The 24886-nt window shown below is 43.2% G+C and carries 20 protein-coding genes and 2 pseudogenes; 14 read left to right on the top strand and 8 right to left on the bottom strand.

Annotated features, from left to right (window positions below; genetic code table 11):
* The first annotated feature begins 115 nt into the window (after positions 1 to 115).
* The 3 genes from AACQ93_RS20365 to AACQ93_RS20375 all read left to right on the top strand — a co-directional run bounded on the left by AACQ93_RS20365 (position 116) and on the right by AACQ93_RS20375 (position 6361).
* Positions 116 to 952: a hypothetical protein gene (locus AACQ93_RS20365; RefSeq protein WP_064608259.1), complete on the top strand. Its 837-nt coding sequence runs from the start codon at positions 116 to 118 to the stop codon at positions 950 to 952.
* A 234-nt stretch (positions 953 to 1186) separates the two neighbouring features.
* Positions 1187 to 1735 carry a TFIIB-type zinc ribbon-containing protein gene (locus AACQ93_RS20370; RefSeq protein WP_064608261.1) on the top strand — a complete coding sequence of 183 codons (549 nt, stop codon included), beginning with the start codon at positions 1187 to 1189 and terminating at the stop codon, positions 1733 to 1735.
* Positions 1736 to 2080: 345 nt separating this feature from the next.
* Positions 2081 to 6361, top strand: a complete 4281-nt coding sequence (locus AACQ93_RS20375; protein WP_064608263.1) for a hypothetical protein — start codon at positions 2081 to 2083, stop codon at positions 6359 to 6361.
* A gap of 113 nt (positions 6362 to 6474) precedes the next feature.
* On the opposite strand, the pseudogene AACQ93_RS20380 reads toward AACQ93_RS20375, so the two are convergent.
* Positions 6475 to 9014: pseudogene (locus AACQ93_RS20380) on the bottom strand (Ig-like domain-containing protein).
* Positions 9015 to 9430: 416 nt separating this feature from the next.
* Here AACQ93_RS20380 and AACQ93_RS20385 point away from each other — a divergent pair.
* Positions 9431 to 9721, top strand: coding sequence for a putative quinol monooxygenase (locus AACQ93_RS20385; RefSeq protein WP_064608265.1), 291 nt, complete (start codon positions 9431 to 9433; stop codon positions 9719 to 9721).
* 115 nt (positions 9722 to 9836) lie between these two features.
* On the opposite strand, the gene AACQ93_RS20390 is transcribed toward AACQ93_RS20385, so the two are convergent.
* Positions 9837 to 10088 (bottom strand): hypothetical protein, encoded by a 252-nt coding sequence (locus AACQ93_RS20390; protein WP_007465514.1) that lies wholly within the window; start codon positions 10086 to 10088, stop codon positions 9837 to 9839.
* Between the two features lie 326 nt (positions 10089 to 10414).
* Positions 10415 to 10993, bottom strand: coding sequence for an outer membrane beta-barrel protein (locus tag AACQ93_RS20395; protein ID WP_064608267.1), 579 nt, complete (start codon positions 10991 to 10993; stop codon positions 10415 to 10417).
* 312 nt (positions 10994 to 11305) lie between these two features.
* Here AACQ93_RS20395 and AACQ93_RS20400 point away from each other — a divergent pair, with 312 nt between their 5' ends.
* Complete coding sequence (locus AACQ93_RS20400) at positions 11306 to 11746, top strand: hypothetical protein (RefSeq protein ID WP_064608269.1); 441 nt, start codon at positions 11306 to 11308, stop codon at positions 11744 to 11746.
* A gap of 51 nt (positions 11747 to 11797) precedes the next feature.
* On the opposite strand, the gene AACQ93_RS20405 is transcribed toward AACQ93_RS20400, so the two are convergent.
* Positions 11798 to 12931, bottom strand: a complete 1134-nt coding sequence (locus AACQ93_RS20405; RefSeq protein WP_064608271.1) for a hypothetical protein — start codon at positions 12929 to 12931, stop codon at positions 11798 to 11800.
* Between the two features lie 182 nt (positions 12932 to 13113).
* Here AACQ93_RS20405 and AACQ93_RS20410 point away from each other — a divergent pair, with 182 nt between their 5' ends.
* From AACQ93_RS20410 to AACQ93_RS20425, 4 genes are all read left to right on the top strand, one after another.
* The gene (locus AACQ93_RS20410; RefSeq protein ID WP_064608273.1) at positions 13114 to 14283 is read left to right on the top strand and encodes a MerR family transcriptional regulator; all 1170 of its coding nucleotides are present in this window, start codon (positions 13114 to 13116) and stop codon (positions 14281 to 14283) included.
* Between the two features lie 60 nt (positions 14284 to 14343).
* Positions 14344 to 14880, top strand: coding sequence for a GNAT family N-acetyltransferase (locus AACQ93_RS20415; protein ID WP_064608275.1), 537 nt, complete (start codon positions 14344 to 14346; stop codon positions 14878 to 14880).
* Positions 14881 to 15201: 321 nt separating this feature from the next.
* Complete coding sequence (locus AACQ93_RS20420; protein WP_064608277.1) at positions 15202 to 17235, top strand: TonB-dependent receptor domain-containing protein; 2034 nt, start codon at positions 15202 to 15204, stop codon at positions 17233 to 17235.
* 408 nt (positions 17236 to 17643) lie between these two features.
* The gene (locus AACQ93_RS20425; RefSeq protein WP_084419358.1) at positions 17644 to 18384 is read left to right on the top strand and encodes a siderophore-interacting protein; all 741 of its coding nucleotides are present in this window, start codon (positions 17644 to 17646) and stop codon (positions 18382 to 18384) included.
* A gap of 218 nt (positions 18385 to 18602) precedes the next feature.
* Here the strand turns inward: AACQ93_RS20425 and AACQ93_RS20430 are convergent, their stop codons facing one another.
* Complete coding sequence (locus tag AACQ93_RS20430; protein WP_064608278.1) at positions 18603 to 18797, bottom strand: hypothetical protein; 195 nt, start codon at positions 18795 to 18797, stop codon at positions 18603 to 18605.
* A gap of 343 nt (positions 18798 to 19140) precedes the next feature.
* Here AACQ93_RS20430 and AACQ93_RS20435 point away from each other — a divergent pair, with 343 nt between their 5' ends.
* Both AACQ93_RS20435 and AACQ93_RS20440 read left to right on the top strand, forming a co-directional pair.
* On the top strand, positions 19141 to 19635 hold the full coding sequence (locus AACQ93_RS20435; RefSeq protein WP_064608280.1) for an acyl-CoA thioesterase: 495 nt from the start codon (positions 19141 to 19143) through the stop codon (positions 19633 to 19635).
* A gap of 153 nt (positions 19636 to 19788) precedes the next feature.
* Positions 19789 to 20637, top strand: a complete 849-nt coding sequence (locus tag AACQ93_RS20440) for a patatin-like phospholipase family protein (RefSeq protein WP_064608282.1) — start codon at positions 19789 to 19791, stop codon at positions 20635 to 20637.
* A 25-nt stretch (positions 20638 to 20662) separates the two neighbouring features.
* Here AACQ93_RS20440 and AACQ93_RS20445 read toward each other — a convergent pair whose 3' ends face one another.
* Positions 20663 to 21145 carry a GreA/GreB family elongation factor gene (locus AACQ93_RS20445; protein WP_064608284.1) on the bottom strand — a complete coding sequence of 161 codons (483 nt, stop codon included), beginning with the start codon at positions 21143 to 21145 and terminating at the stop codon, positions 20663 to 20665.
* Positions 21146 to 21209: 64 nt separating this feature from the next.
* Here AACQ93_RS20445 and AACQ93_RS20450 point away from each other — a divergent pair, with 64 nt between their 5' ends.
* A complete protein-coding gene (locus AACQ93_RS20450; RefSeq protein WP_064608286.1) occupies positions 21210 to 21797 on the top strand; it encodes a peptide-methionine (S)-S-oxide reductase in 588 nt (195 codons plus the stop codon).
* 45 nt (positions 21798 to 21842) lie between these two features.
* Here AACQ93_RS20450 and AACQ93_RS20455 read toward each other — a convergent pair.
* Positions 21843 to 22085, bottom strand: a pseudogene (locus tag AACQ93_RS20455) (alkaline phosphatase PhoX); the annotation flags it as partial.
* Positions 22078 to 22209, bottom strand: a complete 132-nt coding sequence (locus AACQ93_RS20460; protein WP_255377261.1) for a hypothetical protein — start codon at positions 22207 to 22209, stop codon at positions 22078 to 22080. The gene AACQ93_RS20460 and the pseudogene AACQ93_RS20455, both read right to left, overlap by 8 nt.
* A gap of 237 nt (positions 22210 to 22446) precedes the next feature.
* Between AACQ93_RS20460 and AACQ93_RS20465 the strand changes: the two genes are divergently transcribed.
* Both AACQ93_RS20465 and AACQ93_RS20470 read left to right on the top strand, forming a co-directional pair.
* Positions 22447 to 22818, top strand: a complete 372-nt coding sequence (locus tag AACQ93_RS20465) for a cupin domain-containing protein (protein WP_064608290.1) — start codon at positions 22447 to 22449, stop codon at positions 22816 to 22818.
* A 413-nt stretch (positions 22819 to 23231) separates the two neighbouring features.
* Complete coding sequence (locus AACQ93_RS20470; protein ID WP_064608292.1) at positions 23232 to 24809, top strand: BCCT family transporter; 1578 nt, start codon at positions 23232 to 23234, stop codon at positions 24807 to 24809.
* Positions 24810 to 24886 lie beyond the last annotated feature (77 nt).

Here is a 24886-nt window from a genome sequence, read left to right on the forward strand (position 1 = left end):
AAACAGTTAGCTAATAAGCTTAAGAAATTATTAGGGAAAGTGAATTGAAGTCATTTTTTCGCTTGAAGGTTTTGCGATAGAGTAGATGTGTTGAGTTATATATCAGGGTTGAACGATGGCGGACAATACAACTACAGAACAAAGTCATGACTTAAAGGTGTGCAGAGATGAAGTGCTTGCAGTCCTCATGGTGCGAGGCGGACAATATCAGCTGCGTAAAACTGCCAATTATGACACCTGCTTTGTAGGGCTGGATGCTTATGACAAGTTTAAAGGTCGTTTTAAAAAGCCAATCGTCGTCGTAACGGAAAGCCCCCATATTGAAGAGTTCATTGTTCATGGTGTTCGCGATATTTTGACTGGTGAGCATGTACACGCAAGACCGGTTAATGGTGCAACCGGGCGGAATATTCGGGACTATCTTGCGGGATTGTTATTCAGAGAACAGATTTCGTTAGAAGATGGAAACTATCCGGTTATTGTTATCAATGCTTTGCATGAGCAATGTTCCCTCGGGGTGAAAGATACATGTGTACACCGTACGAAAAATTTTTTGCGTTTGTGGGCAGACAGGAAAGTCTTTTTGGAGCAACGATTAAGTGCGATAGAGCCTTTGCTTGTTATTAATGCCTGTACTGTAGGTGATTTTTACACCGAAAATGGTTCAAGCGCATACAGCAGCGGTAACCGTAATACTTTCGAACAACACTTTATTGACTTGGTGCAACAGCAAACCGGCCTTTCAATAGCGCAAAGCAATCAGAATATCACAGAGCCGTGTATCGGTGCGTCGGGTTCAATTGATTTAGCCGGCCTTACTATGTTTGTGATTGAAAAGGTGTATGACGGAAGAACACTGATTGCTAAAACCACTCATCCGGCCGCATGGTCACGAAAGCAACCTTCATTTCAGAGACGGCGAAACAGGGTAGTGCTGTTCACTCCGCAATAAAAATAGCAACCAAATCTGAAATCAAACCAGCTCCAGTTAACAAGAAAAAACACTGTCATCGCATAAAATCAATACAATAAAGATGCTGCTGGTTGAGTATGTGTGTTGTTTTCTATATTTTATTGTCTTTGGATATAACTATACTGTTTTAGTTGGCTTTTCTGGTTCTGACTGAACTGTTTGATACGGTATCTTTTCGCCGTACTAAGAATTCTCATAAGTGGATAAAGAACAATGAAATGTACTGGTTGTAAAGTGGGCGCGCTGGCTCCCAGTTTTATTGATGGGTTATTCAGAGCGCACACTTGTACGCACTGTGGTGGTAACTGGATTTTGATTGAGGATTATGTTTCATGGAAAGAAAATAATCCCGAATATGTTTTTTCGGATGATATCGCTTGTGAGGCGGTTGATACCGAAACTGCACTGCTATGCCCTCAGTCCGGTAAAATTATGCGTAAGTTCCGGATTACATCAGATACCACTCATCGTCTTGACTATAGCGCCGCAGTGGGTGGCGTATGGCTGGATAAAGGCGAATGGGAGCTGATGAAAAAAGACGGTTTAGCTGGTTCACTGAATGCCGTGTTGACAGCTCAGTGGCAGAAAAATATTCGTATGAATAATGCCAAAGATAACTTTGCCGAACTGTATAAAGAAAAGTTTGGTCAGGAGTCTTACAACAAAGTTCGCGAGGTGCGTGAGTGGTTGAACGCGCAACCAAATAAAGCAGACTTACGAGCTTACCTGCTTGCTGAAGACCCTTATTCAGCAGAAAGATAAACCTACCAAAATCTTCAGTCGCACCTTGTCGTTTGTTTATAAAATAAAGCAAGCGCGAGGTGCGGCTTTCTTTTGTCTGAACATTAATTAATGTTCCAGATCAAAGTTACCGCTTTATTTCTCCCGTCAGTAAATACTTATCCCCCGTTCGGGTGATGAAGCCCGAGTAAGTAAATCCTATAACCATCGTAAAAGCATTAATCATTTATTCCTTAAGGTATCTGTGCAGTATGACGGAATAGGGTTGAAATGCCTTCTTGTATTAAGTGAAGGTTAAGTATTTATCTATCTGATGACGTTACCTTGAGGTTCTTTAATCGTAGAAGAGATACAAGGAACGGTATTATGAAACGGCATCCTCTCGCAACGGCAGTAGGGCTGAGTACCTTACTACTGATGACAGCCTGTGATGATGATAGCTCGAATAACTCGCAGGCCAGTCCAGAACCTAAGGCGTCAATGAGTGTAACCGCGATTGACGGATATTTGAGAAAAGCGGATGTATGGCTTGATGTCACACCAAACTACGTGCAGGACAGTAATGAGCCTGCTGGTGTTACTGGTGAAGGCGGTAAAGTTGAACTGGATGTTACCGGCATCGCTTCTCCGGAAAGTTATCCGATTATAGTGAAAGCTAAAGCCGGTGTGACTGTCGATGAAGATAGCCCGGATAAGCCTATTTCCGGCGGTTTTGTAATGTCAGCACCGGCCGGTGAAACTGATGTTACGCCACTTTCCACTCTTGTTCATATCAAAATGAAAACCGCCAATCAGTCCAAAGAGCTGGCTTCAAAAGAGCTGGCTGATGAGCTGGGTATAGAAAGTGATGAGGTATTGGGTGATTTTACCCAAAATAAAGCGGTAGCGAATAAAGCATCTGCGATGGTCAAAGCAGAGTTGTTGCCGAAAACCCTCGATGAAATGGAGGACAATGCCAAGGGTGAAGCTACGGATGTGCTTGATAGTTTCGATGCATCTAAGGCTGTGATCAAAGATCTTCAGGAGGAAGAAACCATTATCGTTGATGGTTCTGTTTACTCAAAAGCAACCGATGACGATGATGACGACGATGACGGGGTAAAAGATCAGGACGACGTGTTCCCGAATAATGCTCAGGAGTGGCGGGATACAGACGGCGACGGCTATGGTGATGAAGTCGCTGATAAGTTCCCGAATGATCAAACCGAATGGGCTGATAAGGACGGGGATAATCATGGTGATAACGAAGATGATCTGTTCCCGGACAACAGTGAGGAATGGGCAGACGTTGATGGCGATGGTTACGGTGATAACTTAGCTGATAAGTTCCCGGAAGATAAAACGGAGTGGGCAGATAAGGATGGGGACAAGCATGGTGATAATCATAACGACAAGTTCCCAGATGATGTCAATGAATGGGCCGATGCTGATGAAGACGGTTATGGCGACAACCTAGCCGATAAGTTCCCTGAAGATAAGACAGAATGGGCCGATGGTGATGAGGATGGTTATGGTGATAACCATGCCGACAAATTCCCCGGAAACAGTGACGAATGGGCCGATGCTGACGGCGATGGTTACGGTGACAATCTAGCGGATCAGTTCCCTGATGACGCAGAAAAGTCAGCGGCTGATGTAACAACATCAAAGCAGTTTTCTGGCCCCGTGATGGTTCAGTTACTGAATGATGTCCGTGAGTTAAAAACAGACACAAGCACAGTTGTAGAAACGCTAAATAACGGCGATATCCGCACCACACAAACTGTCACTTATCGGGTGGCATACGGCAATCAATATTTCGGTAAAGAGGTGTCGGTTGATGTCTTGTATTCATCCGGTGAATTCTATCGTCAAACTTCATGGGATTTTGATTATAACCAGGATGGAAACGCTCAATACAAAGGTAAGTCACTGGATCGTGGTAACCGCACCGAGACAGGTGCAACCTTCTGGCGTTATATCGATGAAGATAATGCGAAGGTTGAAGGTGGTGATAACGGACCTGATCCGCGTGAATTTAACAACATCGATCTGTTAGCACAAATTGATGCTAAAAACCTGACTGGTATTGATGTTATTCAGTTCGTCATTGAAACCAAAGCCACACAAGTTAACTCTGAAACTCAGGATACAACCGACACAGTAACTACTGTCGTAGAACAGTATCCAATTTCCGGGTTCGATTTTGATGCAGAAAGTCATACGGCTGATTACAGTTGCCGTACCGTCAATACGCTAGTTAATGATGTTCAAAATCAGTTTGAAGAGAGTCGTGACTGGCAGGCTGACGGAACAACGAATGCCAGCTTCCGTTTAATTATTGGCGAAGCCGGGGCTTATACCTTTGCTTATCAGCGTCCGATTTGGCCTAATCCTCATGGTGTTGATTTCGAAGAATATGCTCACTTTAACTATGTGCAAGGCAAGCATGATGTTTTAGGCCCTTACTGGTATGAAGTAAACCGGGAAGTGACTCTGGTTGGTGGGCTGAAGATGGTGAGTCAGTCTGGTCAGCGTTATCTATTAGATCAGGTAGATAATCGTCATGTAAAATTGACTGATGAAACCAATCCCAATGGTGTGATCTTCAACCAGTATCAGCTACAGAAGAAAGATGTGAGTGCTACAGAGAACACTGAAAGTGTTGAGTGGTCGCATTTCGCTTTAGCCGATTCTTACTTTAATCAGCCAAGTGAGAACTTCACCGTTGCAACAGATGATTTCGGGCAAGATTATAAGATCTATCAGCAGTTGGATAACGGCATGTGGCTGGGCCATCGCTTTGCCGAGTGGGGTAGCCAGAATGTTGGGGACCTTGCCGGTAAAGTCGAAAGCCTGAGGCAGAATGGTCACGACTTATCGCAGATCACTGCGATTGAATTACCGGGATTGAGCAGTTATGACAGTAAATTGCTGACCTCATCGTTCCGCATTGATGAAGCACAGCAGCCTGTCACATGGCATTTCATTACAAATCATGCAGCCTTTACAGGTAATGATGATGGCAGCTATCAGCTGATAGACATCACATTGGTTGATAATGGCATCAAGCAGGGATGGCTGGCTAGTGATGACGGAGCCGGTACTCTGATAATTGCTGTACCGACAACGGATGAGCCTTGGAACTGGTATGACGCATATTCACGCATGGTGATTGGTATCAATACAGTCAGTACTACTCCTGCATTGAGCTGGACGAGTTGGGTCGGGGAATTCTATCTAAATCAGGAACAGGCCAACCTTCGTGCGAAAGAGCTCGGTATTGGCGTGAAAGAGTATACCATCTGTACAGATGGTGACTCTCAGTGGGATGAGGTTAATGATGTGCCAGTTGGCAACCCGAGTTATGACGACTTCCTGACAACTGCTACACAATGTGAATTTGAAGCAACCAGTCAGTCTGTTATTGGTGGAGCTGAGTATTATCGCCTGAACAGCCGCGGTGAGTTGCGTCACTGGGTATTTAATGAAAACGGAACCGGTACGTATTATCGCAATGGTTATCCGGATGGTGACTTTACCTGGACGATAAATTCAGACGGCATTGTTGTGGTTGATTTCGGTAATGGTGATCTGGATTACTTTGCCTATGTGAGTAGTGATGATTCGCGTATCAGTTTCAAGACATACAGTGTTTGGACTGAAAACGAACAAGTGCTTAAAGATATTTCATCGTCAGGGTTTACTTACCAGCGTCCGGAGGATTACACCGTGCGTAGCTGTGATGTTAAGCAGTCTGACGCAACAGTAGAGGACTTTAACGCAGCTGTAGAGCAATGTGGTGGTCATCATGTCATTACCGGCGAAGATACGGCTGAAATCGCTGACACCATGTTTGTCCGCGTCCGTGCTGATGGTGATACGCGTGCGTATAAGTTTAACGCAGACAACTCGTTGAGTTACTTCCGTGCCGGTGAAAACCGAGTCAGTTCAACACGTACATGGGCATTAACATCCGAAGGTTACCTGAAGTTGTGGGACAGCACTAACCCGGATGAATACATGTTGTTGGCAAACTTATTGTTCTCAGATGAACAAAGCAGCTTTGTTACTTATGATGTCTATCAGGAAGATGGCGCATGGGTACGAGATATCTGGAGTTTCGTATTCCGTGAATATGAGGAACCGATAACTGAATGCCAGACAGGGAATACACCATGGGACGAAGCTAACGATCAGCCGTCAGCGTACAAACGCATTGCAGACTTCTATGACGCTGTCAGTCAGTGTCAGGTTAAGACAGACGATAAGTTGCTGCAATTTACAGAAGATATGCTGGTGGGCTCTCAGAACAAAACTTCTACCTGGTCTTTGATGTTCCTGCAATCAAATGAAGGTGAAACACCGAGCTATGTTGAAGATGAGCAACTGCGTTTCAATCCGGATCATACCGGGGCATTTATTGATGCCGAAGATGGTGAGTTCGCCTTCAACTGGCAAATTAATGAAGGGCACCTGATCCTGAACATGACTAATTCTGAATATGTAGGCTCAACAGAAACTATGTCGATTGTTGAGACTGACGGTGAATATTTCTCAGTGAAGTCATTCTGGATTGATACATCCGGTGAGTGGGATAATCCAGCTCCGCAGGAAGGTGAGGGAGAAATACTGAGCCTTATCTTTAAGCAAATAAGTAAACAATAATAGCCGTTCTTTTGATGTAGTTATCCCCCTGACGACTGGCGTGTTGTCAGGGGGATTTTTTTATCCGATTAGCGCTTATGTATAACACCTATCGGACTGTACCTGTTTCTGAGCTACTTGCTGTTCATCGTTTTAAGCTTATCACCCACTGGTTTGGAGAAGTTATAACCGTCATGCTGATCCCAGTTTATCGACCATGTCATGACGCCTCCGAAGTTTGGATACAGCTTAGTCGGAACAACCGTGCCACAGCTAGTGCCGACCGTCAGGCAATCCAGGGCATTAATGATATTCTGGATTGGTGTCTGGCCTGAGTTCGCTGAACTTGGACCTGATGGTAGACCAATGGCTACCTGATCATCCCTCAATGGCTGGAACATGGTGCCGTTAGCCAGTTTAAAGCCTTCAACCAACATTTTCGCAGAAGCCACCATCATATCGACAGAACCTTCAGGAGCAGCTCCCGGCATGTAAGGGTTTGCAAGCCCGCCGTTGTTATATAGCTGGACATGAAGCAGATCTAGCGTGTCTCTCAGTTCATCAATAAGCGGGATGTAAGCGCCCCAAATTCCAGAGTAAGCGATCATACCGCCCTGAACATAAGGATGTTCAGGGGCCATAGTCAGGTACATATTTCCGCCGGTGTTGGCTTCAATCTTCTTCAGTGCGCGAGGCAGACGAGCCTGAATTTGAGTGCCGTGAAGCAGGTTAGAACCGCTTTCCAGATCAATATCGAGGCCGTCAAATCCCCATTCCTTGATGATATCAGTCAGGCTGGATACAAAATTAGCTTCATCCGCATCAGTGTTGAGGGTGATAGTGCCTTCGGCCCCGCCCAGTGATAAAACAATTTTCTTGCCTTGTGCCTGAAGTGCTCGGATATCCTGCTTGAACTGAGCCGGATCCAACGCCGGACAGGAACTGTAGATATCACCGGAATACAGGTTGAAGTGAACGGTTCCGTTGCTGTTACGATCGTTTTCAGCAAAAGCGATATCAATAACATCCCATGCCGGAGAAATGTCACGTAAGTTCATTGGACAGCCAGCACCATTAACAAAGTTGTGCCAGTAACCAATCAGTTGATGTTTGGTATTTGAAGGCAAATGCTCAGTAACTTTGACTGATGCTGCGGATGAAATTGCGGTATTACCCTTAGTATCTGTCGCCATGGCAGTGACGGTGTAACTACCCGGTGATCCCGCAGTCCAGTTAATGCTGTATGGCGCGGTGTTATCTGTCGCAACAATGCTGCCGTTAACAAGAAAGTCTACTTTCTGAATTGCACTGGTGAGTGAGGATACCGTTGCAGCCAAAGTGAACGCTTTGCCAAGGTTGATCGTTGTACCGCTGGCAGGTGATGTTAGGCTGGTAGCTAACGCTTGATAACTAGCACGGATGCTTCACCTGTGTTGCCTTCGTTATCTGTCGCAATAGCTTTCAATGCAATGTCGCCTGTGCCGTTGGCTAACCAGTTGGCAGAGAATGGTGCTGTTGTATCTGTACCAAGGGCTGAGTTCCCGGCAAAGAACTGAACCTGAGTGATTGAGCCGTCACTGTCTGTGGCGCTGGCTTCTATTTTGACATCACTTCCGGTAAGGATCAGGCTGTTGGCTGCCGGAGCGGTAATTTTGACTTCAGGCACAATGGCACAAACCCCAAGGTCACTCCAAGCATCGGTCCAGTGTTGCCCTTGTCCCGGTTCGTAGGCCCAGGCTGCTTTGGAGGAACACCAACCAGCAATATTACAGCGGTATTTGCTATTGTAGTTCTGAACGATGTCTCCGGCCTGATAAATATTGCCTGCTTTATAGGCTGGCACACTGACACAGCCACCGCCTGCAGTCTGGCCTGCCACTGCGATGGAAATTGCTTCACTGACAGTACTGATGTCTTCATCGTCAGTGGCTTTAACCATAAATTTACGAGCACCTTTTTCGGCATTCCAACTTAGCTCGAATGGGGCATCTGAGTCTGAGCCGAGGAGCTTATCATCAAGGAAAAAGTCAACTTTAGTTATTGCACCATCAGGATCGGATGCTTTGGCTGAAATAAGAACATTCTCGCCAGCTTTTAGTTGTGAATCAGACTTCGGATTGGCAAGGCTGACTGTTGGTGCCTGATTTCCGTTTGCACCGACAACAGAAATCGTAACGGAATCTGTACTTGTTTTACCCTGATCATCCGTTACTTGAGCAATGATCGTATGGTTTCCGGCTTGTGCATTCCACTTAAGGGTATAAGGTTCTTCTGTCAGTGTTTCCAGCAAAACATCGCCAAGCAGAAAATCAATACTATCTATATTGCCATCGTTATCACTGGCGCTGGCCGACAGGGTTATAAGGCTGTTATCAGTGAATTGAGCATTGTGCAGGGGAGAAGTGAGCGTTACTTTGGGAGGACGGTTTCCGGGATCTGTATCACAATTGCCGAGTTCTCTCCATGCCTGCCATGGGCCAGAATTACTGGCTGGGTCGTCGGCGATATTCCACCAGTTTGACTGATAAGCGATGTTATTATTTTGTACAGAAGTGCCACTATTATAGATGTTTTCCGGCTGCCATTGTTCGAGTTGAGAGCAGTCTATGGCATGAGCTTGTCCGACAGCACTGAAACTTAGCATCAGTGCGCAGGTTATTAATGATTTTTGCATAAAATGTCCTTATCAAAATTCATTATTACATCAATGGGGGGCTTTCTTTCATTGTTTCCTACAATTCAGCTAGTTACTTCTTTGGAGCCTGATAATTTTAAGTGGTGGGAACATTAATGAGAGCGTTTTCCAAATTCTTGTTTCAACCCTTCGGCGATAATCACAAGGGCTTGGTAATACACGAAAATCGGATTGGATTTTTGCGAGTGAAATAAAGCATATGATGGGAGGGCTTTCTGAGCCTAAGTTGCTAAGTAGAAGTCTGTGTGAGTTTGTATTTAAGAAGGTATTCACCAGATTATCAAAAGTTATTTGATAATGATTCAATGAGGACTCAGTTTAAAACAGTGCTATCGCCTTCTATTATTGTTCCAACGTAATTTGAAATGAATCCGTAAGAAGGTAGGGGATACGGAATGGCAAAATTGACGATTGTTGCAAATATTATCGCTAAGGCTGACAAGGCAGAATTGGTTAAAACAGAACTTGAAAAACTGATAGATATCACTCGTGCTGAGGAGGGATGCCTGCAGTATGATTTGCATCAAGACAATGAAAACCGAGCGCACTTTTTGTTTTATGAGAACTGGGAATCTCGAGAGTTATGGCAAGCCCATATGAACGCACAGCATTTGAAGGACTATATGGCGGCAACAGAAGGTGCGGTTGATTCATTTGTTGTGAATGAGATGACAATAATTGGTTAGAGATATTTCCATTGATCGCTTAAAGAAAACGCCACCAGTTTTTGCTGGTGGCGTTTGCTATTAAAAGTGCCTGTTAGGCAGATTCAATTATGCAGAGCTGCTGTGAACGAAATGCTTAGTGTAAGTTCTTCTTCGGCCCATAGCGCACAAGATCTTTTCCGTTCTCGTAAACATCCTGAGATACCCAACGGCCAAGAATCAGCTGATGTTTATCATCCAACACTGCAACAAAAGGGCGGCCATCGGCATTGCTGGTTGCCATCGCAACACCTGCAACGTTTGTCAGGCCCAACGCACCACTTTCAACAGCCAGCAGGAAAGCTTCTAGTTCATCTAGGCTATCAATTACTTTGTCATCAAAATTCATATGGTTTTCACTTCTTGTTACTGCACCCCACCTGTTTATTACAGCACAAAGCATTATCACATGTTGGATAAAGGTGGGTGTCTTAAGTATATAAAATCGCAGTTATTACCATGGACATCATGCCCTTAGGGTAATGAATCTGCGTACTTTACAGCTGATACAAGATGATTGGAACCGTGAGTGCTTTGACTGCTCTAAAAGAGCACAAATTTATAAAGTGTCTGGTACTAAAATTAGGTTGAGCACTTATAGTAAAAGGCGAACTCATTGGTTCGCCTTTTTTATTTATGAAGCATAGAATTTATCGTTTTTTTATGCATCAAGCATTAGAATCGATAAGCCACACCCACTGACATCATATCAACATCGTCACTGTCTAATTTGTATCGCTCAAGCTCAGCACGAATCGTGATTTGTTGAATATTCAATGCCACACCTGCACCAAAGGTTGCATCAAAACCATCGTCATCATTTGATTGACCGTCGTTAGATTTAAAATCAGTTTTCCATGAATGCATGCCAAGTTTACCGAAAACCTCAATGTCAGGTGTTACAGGTAAAATACCGGTAAAGGCAAAGCCCACAGTGCTTGCTTCAGTGGTTGAAGTGAATGATGCCGCTGGTGTGTCGATAGAGAACTCACCAAAGTCATTGTAAAAGACTTCTACGGCCATATTTGGATTAATACGGGTACCACCAAATACTTTAAATCCAGTGTCAGAGTCATCGACATTAACCCCCGTCAGGGAGTTTGCGTTATCAAGGGTTGAAGATTCTACTTCAGTTTTACCTGCTGACATACCAAGGTATAGTCCGGCTCCGGCACCCATACCGTACGACTGTGCGTTTGCCAATGCTGGTGATAGAGCAATGGCTGTGATTAAGCCAATTAGTCCTTTCTTCATTATTTTATTCCTAGCCATATATGAGGATTCTGTATGGTTGCGGATGGTACCATAATTATTGCAATTTGTTGCAGTGCAATTTTGGTGTTAATTTGCTTTCGGTCAATGAATTATTCGACTTGTGTATTGATACATATCAATACGTTACAGAGGTTTCAAATAGATGGGGCTTATTCGTTCGGTTTTAATATATGACTGTTTGATTAGAAGTGGCTGGTTATGAAGACTCAATTCGGTATATGCATCTGTTTAATTCATATCCATAATTAGTAGAAGGAATGAGAAGGGAATCTGATAGGGTAAGGAGACCGTATGAAGAGGAAAGTATTGGCTGTCACGTTAACTACAATAATGGCGGTTCAATTAGCTGGTTGCGGAACTATATTACACCCAGAAAGGAAGGGGCAAAAAGGCGGGAATATTGATCCTGCCATCGCGGTTTTGAATGCGGCGGGTTTGCTACTGTTTATTGTTCCGGGGTTGGTCGCATTTGGCATCGACTTATATTACGGCACAATTTATTTGCCGGGAACTGCACTTGATTTGAATGATGATGAACTAAATCAGCTCAAGAATATTGATGGGCAACTTAATTCTGAAGCATTAGCCCGCTTTATTTCAGAGAAAACCGGTGAGGAAATTCATGCTGATGAGATGATTTCTTATAAAATTGGTTCAGCAGAAGAATTAAGCTTTATGATTGATCACGTCGGTGAACAATCGACTGGATCTTATCAGTTCAATACGTATTGAGCATGTATTCATGAAGACTTGATGAAGTTTGTTTTTACACGATAATTAGCGTTAAGAGGTGTGTGAAGTGGATGAGCCTTTATGCACCTCAATATCCAGTAAAGATGCAACCAATATGCATTCTAAGCCAAACGGAAAGTAGCCGGCATAACCCAGTAAAGGCATTTCAAAGATATGGAAACGGTCTACGTAAGGAATGTTATATTTCCACGGAGCCGCCGCGCCATAGTTCCACATTTCCCAAAAGAAACCACATTGAAGACTGGCCAGAGCCGGCAGGCTGAAAGGGCGCCAGTCGCCTTTTTGCATTGAAGAAAAGACGGTTTGTTTTCCTGCCAGCACCTGTAGTGACAGTAATACAATAAGTGGCGATACCCAGACCAGAGGATACAAAGAGTCCGGCCAAGCTCCTAAAGCAAACAAAGACAGAGTCGAAGCCGTTAATCCAAGAATTGCGAGCAGACGAGGGCAAGATATCCTGAGCTTCCAGTAATTAGTGTAAGCGTGGTTCATGCGAGAGAAAGTTGCCATCCAGCAGACGGTGCTCATTACAGCGGGAAGCACTGTAGAAAATGACAAACTGGCTGTTAAAACCCGGGTTACAGTGGAAATTGGCGGGCCTATGTAATACCAGTTATGTACGAAGTGGTTGAGGTATTCGAAGAACCACCAAAATAGGATGCTGGCAGGAAAGAGCAGTATAAACTTACCTGGCTGTTTCAGAAGCAGGCAGCTTCCACTACGCTTTACGGTTAACGCATTGATTAACAAAATATAGCCAAGCCAGAGTGGCGTGAATGTGTAGCGTTGCCAATCACTTGTAGTGTCAAAATCCGTCCAGGCCAGCAACCAATTTAGAGTGATTAATGCGATACCAAGCCATCCCCACCAGGGAAATGAAAACTGTTGAGGAGCAGGGCCTCCGGTCACACTCATAAGACGGTAAAAAAGAGGCAATATGCAAGTCAAGATCAATAACGAGAGCAAGATAAATACCGGCCATGAGAAAGGGGGATGTTCTACATAAAGCGTCGAAGGTTGCAAGGACAGATATTGCGACAGCGGTTCTCCGGAAAATAAAGCCCCCGCCAATGGCGGTAAAACCAAAAGCCCGGCTGCCACCAATCCCCAAGTAATCCCTACCAACCAATCGAACTTATTCGCACGTTTTTGTCCCCAAGCCATGTATTAGCACTCCTGAATATAGGGTGACACAGCATAACGATAGCTTAGTTGCGCTATGACTGAAGTGTGTCTTATTCCATGTGATTGGGTCGAACAGTTAGAAAAAATGATTGACCTGTCTACAACTCTACAGTTTAAGATTCTCTGTATTGTCACTATGACCTCCCGGCAGGAAACAAGGTATGTATCGGATATCAGAGCTGGCAGAACTGCTTGGGCTGTCACGAACCACACTGCTTTATTACGAAAAGATTGGATTGATAAGTGGTAAGAGACAGAGCAATGGCTATCGGTCTTACAGCGAGTTAGATGTTCAACGTCTTAGATTAATTCAGCAGCTTCAGGGAGGCGGGCTGACGCTTAAAGAGTGTAAAGCGTGTTTAGAAGCTAAGGTGGATCGTCAGGTTTTACTTGAGCGACTTAATCAACTCGATGAAGAGATCGTTCAAAAACAGAAATCACGCCAGCTATTAGGTGCTTTATTAGGAGAAAGTCGATTAACCGAATGGCATGAATCTCTGGATAAGGTTGCGCCTGAAGCGCACTTAGCGTGGTTAATCAGTCAGGGGTTCAGTGAAAAAGAAGCATTAAGGTTGAGGTGGCTGTCAAAAGATATGAATAAACATGATTGTTATATGGCGGACTTCAATAAGGTTTTCACACCTTTGGACAGATGGGGGCCGGGTTCTGAAAAAGAGACATTGTTAGCGCTGTCTAAAGTGCCGTTTAAGTCTGAGGCGGTATTAGAAATCGGATGTGGTCAGGGTATCGCAACAACGGTACTGGCAAAACACAGCTCAGCACACATTACGGCGTTGGATAATCATGAAAATTCGTTAAGCCGACTAATGGATCGTGCAAAGAAACAAGGATTGGCAGAACGAGTGACTACCGTGTGTGCCAGCATGACAGATATGCCTTTCGAAGCTGAATCATTTGACCTCATTTGGTCAGAATGTAGCGCCTATATCATGGGTGTCGCTAACGCCCTTAAGCAATGGCGCAGCTTACTTACAAGCAATGGTATTTTAGTGCTGAGTGACCTAGTTTGGAGTACTGATTCTCCCAGTGAAGATGCGCTCTCTTTTTGGCAGAAAGAATATCCGGATATGACATCGGTAAAAGAGCGAACTAAACAAGCGAAAGAGGGGGGATATGAGGTCTTGGACAGCTTCGCATTAAGCGAAGATGCATGGGCCGCATATTACGAACCGCTTCAGTCTCGGGTAAATGAACTAAAAAGTGAAATGCCACACTCAGATGCATTACACGATCTGGAAGCAGAACTGGATATCTATCATCGTCGATTAAGCGAATTTGACTACCAGATGTTTATATTAAAAAAAGCCTGAAGCAACATATCTATTCGCAATGATGGTGATGTTTTTGGCGTATGAATTATTGGATTAGAAATGAAATTATCAATATACAACTCAAGTCAGAAAGAAGAAATTAAACAGCTTTTCTGTAATACCTTTTCAGATTCGGAAGGTGAAACAGAAGGTAAGTTAATCGGCGATTTAGCTTACGATCTAATAGATATTACAGACAGCAATGATCTTTTTATATTTGTAGCTACTGAGAATAAAAAGATCATAGGTAGTATCATCTTTTCGAGACTGACATTCGAAACTCAAATTAGTGCTTTCCTTTTAGGTCCTGTTGCCGTACAAACCGCCAAGCATGGGAAAGGAGTGGGGCAGGCATTGATTAATTTTGGTCTGCAAACCCTGAAAGATCACGGAGTCCAACTGGCATTTACTTATGGTGACCCTAACTTTTACTCAAAAGTGGGTTTCGCGCATGTGAGTGAAGAGCAAATCAAAGCGCCGTTGGCCTTAACCTATCCGGAAGGCTGGCTGGCTCAATCATTGGTTAGTGAGAAGGTAGCGCCGATCAAAGGGAATTCATCTTGTGTTGAGGCAATCAGCAAGCCTGTGTATTGGTGATTGATTTTGTGATTTTTAATTGGATTAGTGTTCACAATGGATTAGCCTGAATGCAATCTGCCAGTTTAGTTTCCTCAATGTGAATAGATTTGGCAGATTGCCCTAAATCGGTTCTTCGTGCTGAAAGTGATATAACATCAAACAGTATTGAGGGCTGCTCCCTATAGTTTTTATGTATCTCTTGCGAGGCTCCCCCTTTCTTAAGTTCATTCTGTATCCATAAAGCATGGAAATGTAAAGAGTGTAAATGAGATGAATTATCATTCTCATTGTGTATCATGCGGTCTCGAAGTTGTTATTTATAATACTATAAGGACCATTATGAAACGTAATTCACTTTCAGTGGCGATAACCTTTGCTATCGCCTCTTTTGCTGCTCATGCTACTGATGAAACTGTAGTTGTTCTCGGCTCTGCCCTTGATCAACATGTTCAGACTGAAATTAACTCAGAAACTCTAGAACAAAAGCAAGCGTCTGATATTAAGGATGTGCTCAACACGATGCCGAGTGTAACAGTGGACGGTAACGCAAGGTATTCTCGTAAAATATTTATTCGTGGTATGGAAGATAAGTTCTCGGTAGTCACTATTGATGGTGCTCGCCAAGAGGGACAACTTTTCCACCACTCAGGCGATCAAACCTTTGATCCGGCTATGCTTAAGTCGGCTGAAATCACGCTAGGTGGGAACTCAGTACTTTCTGGGGCCGGAGCAATTAATGGTTCATTCAGTTACGAAACAAAAGATCCAAGTGATTTGCTGCGTGATAACGAAAGTGTAGGAGCCCGTGTTAAAACAGGTTATCAAACTGCATATGAGCGCTTCACGACGAATGTAGCCGTCTACGCCAAGCTGAATGATAAACTCCAGTTTATGGGGATTGCGAACTACTCTGAAGATGGCGATCTCTGCATTCCAGGAAAAGATGATGTAACTTCTAAACAAGGTGAATTGAAATCTGGTCTTGCTAAGGTCGTTTTCATTCCTAATGATGCTAACGAATTCAAACTGACGTTCGACACATACCGAGACGGTGGTAAACGCCAGCTTTCTGGTGAAAAAGCGGGAGCGTTGTACGCCGATAATGAGCATAACTATAACTCAATCAACCGTGACACAGTGACACTTGTACACCATTACGACAATGGTAGTGATTGGGTTAATCTGAAAACAAACCTTTACTACAACCGCCAGTACATGGAGCGTGATGCGTTAACGGAAGAATACGGTGAGTGGAATAAAGTGAATGGTGCGTGGGAATTCACGAAAGATGGTGATCTATCTATTCCAGATCGTGAATACAACGTGACTACGATTGGTGGTGATATTCGCAATATTTCTTGGATTGGTGAGCATGAACTGACTTATGGTTTCGAGGGGTATGAAGCCAAACAGTGGATCGATTCTGGGATAGGTGTTTACAATTCCGGCTCTAAGCAAGGCCAGACTAAGAACTATGACATGGACGGTGGTACCGTTACTGCATATGGCTTATATGCTCAAGATGCTTTTGAAATCAGTGACTTCCGCTTTGTTGCAGGTCTTCGTTACGATATCCATAAACTAGGTGGTGTGTTTACAGGTGAATATGACCAGTTATCACCGAAGTTCCAAGCTGAACATCAAACAACTGATAACCTAAGACTACGTGTTGGCTATGGTCGTTTGTTTAAAGGTGCATCGCTGCCAGAAACTCTTACCATGAAAGCTGCGAGTGATGTGACTCAGTCAGATACTAAAGCGATGACAGGTAACAACTATGAAGCGGGCTTTGACTATGACTTGTCAGATTTACTAGTGGCCGATCATGCTATCCTTGGTTTCACGGCTTACCAGTACGATCTGGACAATCAAATGCACCCAACAAAGAACAACAAAACGTTGGCAAACCAATATGATGTTGAAGTTTGGGGTGTGGAAACTGTCTTTACATACAGCCTGGAAGACTTTGCTCTGTATGCGAACCACTCATACTCAGATGGTGAACAAACAAGCCTGAAAAATGGTAAAACAAGTCACATGAACAAAACAGGTATTCACAACATCAAAGCTGGTTTCAAATACAGTCTAACAAATGAGCTGGTGTTTGGTTGGGATTCTCGCTTTGTCCCTGGTAACGACTACACAGATGAAGATGGTGATAAAGTTGAACGCGCAGGCTTTGGTACACACAATATTTGGGCTGCTTATGTACCAGATTTCGCTAAAGATTTGTCGATTAACCTAGCGGTTGATAATCTGCTCAACAAGAAATATGCGGAGCATACTGGTTTTGGTATCTCTTGGGGTTCAGATAAGTACACTAGTTACGAAGCTGGTCGAAACTTTAAAGCGTCTATTGCTTATAGCTTCTAATCTTGCTTAAGCCAATAAAAGACCCCACATCATGAATTTGCCCCCCCAATAGTTGGACATAAATTATTGGGGGACTTTTTATGATCAAATACAGTTGAGAGTGAAAGTAAGCGACTGTAAAACAATACTATTTTATTGAAAGCATAGTTTAAAAGCTTTATAGCGAACCTCATCCAACAAACTGATAATTTGCACTAGCCAGAATGGCCCCTGTATCAAGCGACTTTGCCATATTTAATTCTGTTGATCTCCTTCTGTTCATCCGTTCTGTAAACAAACTTAATTTTGTTTGTCCGGGTCAGCTCTGATAAAGATAGCCTTGGTTATTGGTTGACAATATCAACCTTTTTGTATTATGGTTGATGTTATCAACTATGTCGATGTGGTCAGGCAAAAGAGGAAAAACGAGTGAAGCAGAAAAAGCCAAATATGCGAGTAACACATGTTTCAGAAATAATTGAGCTTTCACCTCATTTGCGTCGTATTGTGGTGGCTGGAGACAGTCTGAAAGATTTTCCAGTTGGTAAGGAAGGTTCTTATGTGAAAGTTGTTCTGCAACAGGACGACAAAAATGAGCTTAAGATGCGTTCATACACGATTCGATTTTTTAATCAAGAAACCAATGAGTTAGCGCTGGATTTTGTTGTTAATCGTCATAACGGACCTGCAACTAACTGGGCGATGAATGCAAGAGTTGATGACTGTGTCACTATTGCAGGCCCAGGGCCGATGAAAATGACTAACTATGATCACCACAGTTATCTGCTGGTTGGCGATCTTACTTCTGTAAATGCGATAAACGGTTATGTTCCAAGATTTAAAAAAGACGCGGATGTAAGAGCTATCGTTTCCGTTCCGACTCGTGCCGATATTATAGAAATGGACTATGACGATTCACTCAATACTGAATGGTTTATTGAGGATGAAGCCACAATTACATTGGAAGAGAAGGTTATTGAGACAGCGGGAGATATGTCGAAGGATACCCATGTATTCTTAGGACTTGAGGCAAGAACCATTCGCTCACTTCGCCCTGTGCTGCAAGACGATATAGGTTTTAATCGGCTAAATGTATCCGCGGTAGGTTACTGGAAAAAAGGTGTAGATGCTGATCGCTTCGGGGCGCAGAAGAAAGCTAATCCATTGTAATTACAGTCGGGTTATCAGAAAAAGAGAATCAATTTTTCGTATTTACAAATGATTCTTTCATTTTTTAAAAGCGCTTCGCTCACAGGGCGCTTTTTTATTACCTATACGGTAACTTCTTATGAAAAATTAGATATATATTCAAAGAATATTGCATGGAACTAAGAACTGTTGGTTCCTTAATAAGCCTCAGGGTTTTGAGGCTTATATATCTAGAGTTTCTATTTTTGTTTAATGCTATTTAAAACAGTGGTAACACTATCAAAATTATTTTTGATTTCATCATACTGAATATCTGTTAGTGTTGCTCTACCTTGCCTTGCACAATCGGTTGCAATATATAATGAAAATTCAAGGTCGTCTTTTGCTCTTTCAAGTTGGCGACAAAGTTCATTTTTAGGATCTCTTGAGATCATAATATCCTCCGTTGGTTACCCGTTAAGGGTACCAAGAGTATAGTGTTTACTAAATTAGACACTTTTCTCAATTTTAAGAAATAAGACTTTTTATTAACGCATTGATTTAAAACTAAATAATGTACATTTAATTTTAATTGATTGAGATTGTATACGATATGAGCATGATGATTTTCTCCATATTTAGGGGCGACAAGGAGATGTTCGAATATTAATCGACTTGCTATGCAGCAACAGAAAATCAACCGTTAATAATTCAGGAGTACACTCAAAATAGTATGTTTGTTCTAAATGCTTCTACCATTATTTATTGAATGTTCTTAAATTTAATGGAATTAAGCTCATGAGCAGTGGTCAACGTGAAGTTACACTGAGGTTTCTTGCTGAACCCGGAGATGTAAACTTTGGTGGAAAGGTACATGGAGGGGCTGTAATGAAATGGATCGACCTTGCGGCATATGCCTGTGCAGCAGGGTGGAGTGGTAAGTATTGCATTACCGTATATGCTGGTGGAATCCGCTTTGTACAACCTATCCATGTTGGTAATTTGGTTGAGGTTGCAGCAAAAGTCATTTTTACCGGTAAAACATCTATGCATATTGCCATTGACGTTCAGGCTAGCGATCCCAAAACTCTCGACAGGCGTTTAACAACTCACTGTATCGTGATAATGGTTGCTGTTGACGAACAGGGCAAACCGACAACTGTACCCGAGTGGGTTCCTGCCACGGAGGAAGACAGGCAATTACATGACTCAGCGATAAAACTGATGAATATGCGAAAGCAGATCGGTGAAGAAATGGAAGCGCATGTGAAGTATCTGAAAGGTAGTAACTAGCGTGTTTATTGTTTTTATTGGCGAGATCTGAGTCAGGCTTTTATCTATATTTAAAAACAGTATAACATTCTGATAATTAATGTTTATGTCATTCAGATTATATTAGGCTTATAAATATAAAATACCGACGGAGATGACTATAAGGATTTAAATATGGCTCAAAAAGGCAGTCAGTATCATGGTTCGTCAGCTTTGGTTGTTGAGGGTGGTGCAATGCGGGGGATCTTTGCTGCAGGCGTTCTCGATAGCTTTATCGATAAGTCTTACCGACCATTTGATTTCTGTATCGGTGTCTCTGCTGGTTCAACAAATCTTGCCGCCTGGCTTGCCAACCAGCGAGGCCGTAATTACCGAGTTATCACTGATTACTCCTGCCGCCCTGAATTTATTGATTTTCGTCGCTTCGTGCAGGGTGGTCATTGGTTAGATCTTGACTGGCTGTGGGATATTACTATCCGTGAGATTAATATCGACACTGATGCTTTTGAGAAACAGCCAATCCCGTTATATGTTGTTACGACAAATGTAGAAACGGGTGACGCCGCTTATATAGAAGCAAATGCGGATAATATGAATGACCTTTTGAAGGCATCTTGTTCTGTTCCTATCGCTTATCGTAATTATCCCCAGATTTGTGGAAAGCCAATGACAGACGGTGGTGTGGCTGATTCTATTCCTGTTATTAAAGCTTATGAAATGGGGGCAAGAAAAATAACGGTTATTCTGTCTCGCCCATGGGGATACCGAAAGTCACCAGTTCGCAATAAATGGCTTGTCAGAAAATTATTGTCAGATACGCCACAGCTGTCGGAAGCCATGATTAATCGCGCTGAAAGTTACAATCGGGCTATCGATTTTATTGAAAATCCCCCGGCTGACTGCGAACTGGTTGTGATAGTACCACCGGAGAGTTTTGCTGTAGGTCGAACAACAACGAATTTTGAAAAGCTGGATGCCGGTTATCACCTTGGTGTTGAGGCCGCATCTGAAGCTGCTTTATAACAAGCCTTGTGTCGACCACCCTGAATTAATAGATGGCAGCGATTTCATAGATTTTGTGTTCGCTGCCAATAGTCACATCTATTTCATCATCCAGCATCTTTCCTGATAATGAATGACCTAATGGCGCAGAAGGTGTCACAACGGTTATTTCCATACCATTAAACGTAATTTTTAACCCTCCGGCTGCCGGGCCGAGGAATACATACTTTTCGTCATCGTCTTCGTCAATGAGTTTTACAAGACATCCCATAGCAATATGGTCATCGGCATCAAAGTCTTTCGGCGTGAGCTGGGTAAATTTCTCCAGATCTTCCTCACATTCTGCAACGCGTTGGGCTTGTCCCTGCGCAAGGTAAGAGGCTTCAAGGCTTAAAGTATCGTATTTGTGCTCCGGGACATTTTCTTCATCTGTTGCAGTCTCATAGGCACGCATCGCAGCATCCACGGCAGTTTGGTGGACCTTCTTCAGTTCATCTAGAATATGTGAAAGTAACTGTGCTTTATTCATAGTTAATGTTATATCAATTGAATCATATCTTTAGCGCATCCTACCTTAAGGGTAGTGCAATTTCATGTTATCAATCGAATTGTTGATGTTTTTGTCGATAAGATTTAAGTCTATGCAAAGAATCGGATTTGGCGGGAGTTGCTACTGGTGTACTGAGGCGATTTTTCGATCTCTGGTTGGTGTCGTAAAAGTCGAACAGGGCTGGATTCAAGCGAAACAACTTGGTGATTTTGCTGAAGGTGTAATTGTGGCTTTTGATGAGTCGAAAATTAGTCTGCAAAGTCTGATTGAGATCCATCTTCATGCCCATAGTGCTACATCTGAACACTTGCTTAGAGAAAAGTACCGATCTGCTGTTTATATCTTAGATGACCATCAGAGGCTGCAGGCTCAAGAGAGTTTGGCACTTTTGCAAGGTGACTTTGAGCAACCATTGGTGACTCAGGTGCTTGACTTCAAGGACTTCAAATTATCGAAGTCGGAATATCAGGATTATTATTTTTCGGATCCGAATAAACCCTTTTGCGTGAATGTGATTACACCGAAACTGCGTGCTTTGATGGAGAAATTCAGTGATAAGCTGAAGGATGAGGTTAAGAGTTTAATCGCTCGGCAAGGAAGCAGTCAGAATAATGATATCGAGAAGGAATAGAGGCGAGCATCAAGCTCGCCACTGAATGCGACGCATTAATTAAACTTAAGCGCCGATGATACCACCATTTTTCTGCGTAATTTTGATAACAGAAGAGCGGGGGATACTGTTTCCGCCATCAGGGAAGCGTGAGGGAGCCAGCGCTTCACCCGGATGCTGGACACCAACGAACATGGTTGTTTGATTCGGAGTGAAAGCCAGCTCGGTAATCTCACAAGCAATTGGACCGGTAAGGAAGCGGCGCACCTCTTCAGTTACAGGGTTACTGCAAAGCATCTGGTTATTGCCCATTTCCGGCGGTTGCCGCCTGCAGGAATCGGCGACGGTTAAGTGATGTATTAATAAGTTTATTGAATTCTGGCTCTTCATGGCGAAAGTGTGTTTTTTGACCATTTTGATCGAATTGGCTCATAACATGGGTTCCTTTATGTAGTACTCATTATTTCTTATTTGTTGTGGTTTGTTTTAGATGCTATTCGTTGAGTATTAAAGTTGGGTGAATTTGTGGTGAAACTTTTCTGCATGTCATTGTTTGATGGCTTTACTCTCATCGATAAAGCAAACTTTGTCGGCGGAAGGGTGGGTTTTGCTCTACATTATTTTAAGACATATAAAGGTGTTACTTATCTCGCTCCGGGGAGGCGAGCCGATGGCAAAGTATGCGGTCAATTATTGGAATGCATTATCAGGAGCGAGCCATAATCGTTGGCATGTCGTTGAAGGAACCGATGGCATGATTGAACAGGTGACCCTGAGTATGGACAACGAAACTGGGGACTATACACGTCTCACTCGATTTAAGGCGGGAGCTGACACTACACCTTTCGGCGTTTATCAGCATACCTATCCTGAGGAAGTCTTTATCATCTCTGGTCGGTTGTACGATCAAACTAATAATATCTGGCTGGAACAGGGGCATTACGCTAATCGCACGCCTGGTGAGCCACACGGCCCGTTTCTGTGCGAGCAGGAATGTATCGTGTTGGAAATATCAATGCTGAGTCAGTCAGAGCATACTTAATGATCGTCAATATTCCGTATTAACAGGAAGAGTTTGCCCTCTGCAATGCTCTATTTTCCTGGTCGTTTTTTGTGTCTCTACATTCAATTTGACTCATTGCCCCATCTGTTTACAGAGTTTGTTACTAAGACTTTTGTGTGTTTTTTTGGGGTAAAAGTCGAACTGATGAAGTGAATCGTTAGAGTCGTAATTATTTTGAATTACACTTATTTTGTTAGAGTGCGAAACATTGGTTTGTAAATTTATTACTGAAAAGTGGGTTAAATTGGCTTTTGGTGCTCGAATTGTGCACAAAAGAGGCATATTTCCAATTAAACTTGACACTTTGACTACAGAAATGGTTTGATCTGCGCGTTCGAAAATTATTTATAGAGCTAAATATTCTTGGCTGAGGGTTTGCCAAGTAGGGTTCAATGATGAAAAAAGTTGATAAGTACAGTATAGATAATACTGACTATACGGTTGGGCAGGATAACATCCAGAAATGGGGGTTTGATGTTCATAATCCGGTTTTTGGTACAAGTGCTGGCTTGATTGTTTTGTTTCTTATTGCGGCATTAATTAGTGATCCTGTTACGGCTAAAGCAGCCTTGAACGGGGTGAAAAACAGCATAATTAATAGCTTCGATGTTCTTTTTATTTGGTCAGGAAATATTTTTGTTATTTTTTGCCTGGCACTTATTTTCTCACCTTATGGAAAAATCAGAATTGGCGGTAAAGGGGCTGAAGCTGATTATTCTCGTACTTCATGGCTGGCGATGTTGTTTGCTGCCGGCATGGGTATCGGTTTGATGTTCTGGAGTGTGGCCGAGCCTGTTGCTTATTACACCGGTTGGTATGAAACTCCACTGAATGTTGCGCCGAATACACCGGAAGCAATTAAAGTTGCACTTGGTGCCACCATGTATCACTGGGGGTTCCACCCTTGGGCCATTTATGGCGTTGTAGCACTTTCTCTTGCCTTCTTTGCCTACAATAAAGGCCTGCCTCTTTCTATTCGTTCTATTTTCTATCCGCTTCTTGGCGACCGTGTATGGGGTTGGCCTGGTCATATCGTTGATATCTTTGCGGTTCTTGCGACACTGTTCGGTTTGGCAACTTCTTTGGGCCTGGGGGCACAGCAAGCTGCAAGTGGTATTGAGCATGTGTTTAACTTCCAGGGCGGTATCTCCCTGCAAGTTGCAGTAATCGTGGTTGTTACTTTACTGGCTGTTATTTCTGTTGCTCGTGGTATTGACGGTGGCGTTAAGCTGCTAAGTAATATCAACATGCTGGTAGCACTTGCTTTGCTGGTGTTTGTTGCTTTGGTTGGTTTTGCTATTTCTATGGGCTCGATTCCGACAACACTGGCTGGTTATGCAGAAAACTTCTTTTCGTTGAGTAACCCGCATGGACGAGAAGATCAGACCTGGATGCACGGTTGGACTGTGTTCTACTGGGCGTGGTGGATTTCATGGTCACCATTCGTAGGTATGTTTATCGCTCGTGTATCTAAAGGCCGTACTATTCGTGAGTTTATGGTTGCAGTGCTGATTGTTCCGACATTGATCACTGTGATTTGGATGTCTGTATTTGGTGGCCAGGCGATTGAGCAGGTTGTCGATGGTGTTGGCAGCCTGGGTGAGAATGGTTTGACATCAGTTTCGCTGGCGATGTTTGAAATGTTTGAAGCTTTGCCTTTCAGTAACGTACTGTCTGTGATTGCGATCGTACTGGTCATGGTATTCTTCATCACCTCTTCAGATTCCGGCTCCCTAGTGATCGATAATATTACCGCTGGTGGTAAAATGGATTCACCAATGCCTCAGCGTGTATTCTGGGCTGCCATTGAAGGTGCAATTGCCGCAGTGCTGCTTTACGTCGGTGGTACAGAAGCGATCGAAGCCTTGCAGGCCGGTGCTATCTCCACCGCATTGCCGTTCACTATCATTCTGTTGCTGATGTGCGTTAGTCTGTTAATGGGCTTTAGTACTGAACGTTTTCGTGATTAATTTTTTAATCATCAGATAACAATAAAAACGCCGCTGTTTACAGCGGCGTTTTTTTATCTTGGTAAGTATCATCAATG

This window comes from Photobacterium sp. J15 (assembly GCF_963870815.1).
GTDB classification, from domain to species: Bacteria; Pseudomonadota; Gammaproteobacteria; order Enterobacterales; family Vibrionaceae; genus Photobacterium; species Photobacterium marinum.